Below are 504 nucleotides of genomic sequence, written 5' to 3'. Positions count from 1 at the left end.
GTACTTGTGCGTAAGGATGCCGCCGAACCGCTGCTCAACGTACTCAACGGCCAGGAGGCCAACCCCGGCCCGACCTGGCGGGCGACGGTCAACCGTGGACTGGCTAATCAGACCTATGCCGCCGTCGAGGGTGGGGTGACCGAGGACTGGATTCGCGAACGGATGCGCATGCTCGGCGTGATCGCTTCGCTGGTGACCGTGGCCAGCAATGAAGAAGGCGCCAGGCTGGTGGCCGAGCGCAAAGCCGATGCCTTCTTCTCTGAACGCATGCTGCTAAAGAACGAAGTGGCCAAGGGAGGCGCCAACACTGAACTGATGGTGCTGGACCGAATCTTTGAATACGCCCCGGTAGCCATGATCGTTGAGCGTGACGACGAAGACTTCCGCCTGCTGGTCGATATGGCCTTGAGCGAGGCTTATCACTCGGGAGCCATTGAGCAGGAGTACGACAAGTACTTGGGCGGGATCAATGAAACCATGAAAAAACTATTCAGGGTGTATGCA

Annotated in this window: 1 pseudogene; it reads left to right on the top strand. The window is 58.7% G+C overall.

Annotated features, from left to right (window positions below):
- A pseudogene (locus tag F8N66_RS31415) lies at positions 1 to 504 on the top strand (transporter substrate-binding domain-containing protein); the annotation flags it as partial.

Origin of the sequence: Pseudomonas fluorescens (assembly GCF_902498195.1) — a bacterium.
Taxonomy (GTDB): Bacteria; Pseudomonadota; Gammaproteobacteria; order Pseudomonadales; family Pseudomonadaceae; genus Aquipseudomonas; species Aquipseudomonas fluorescens_BU.
The sequence above is the reverse complement of the archived record's forward strand: the minus strand, read 5'-3'. Positions and strand labels throughout refer to the sequence as shown.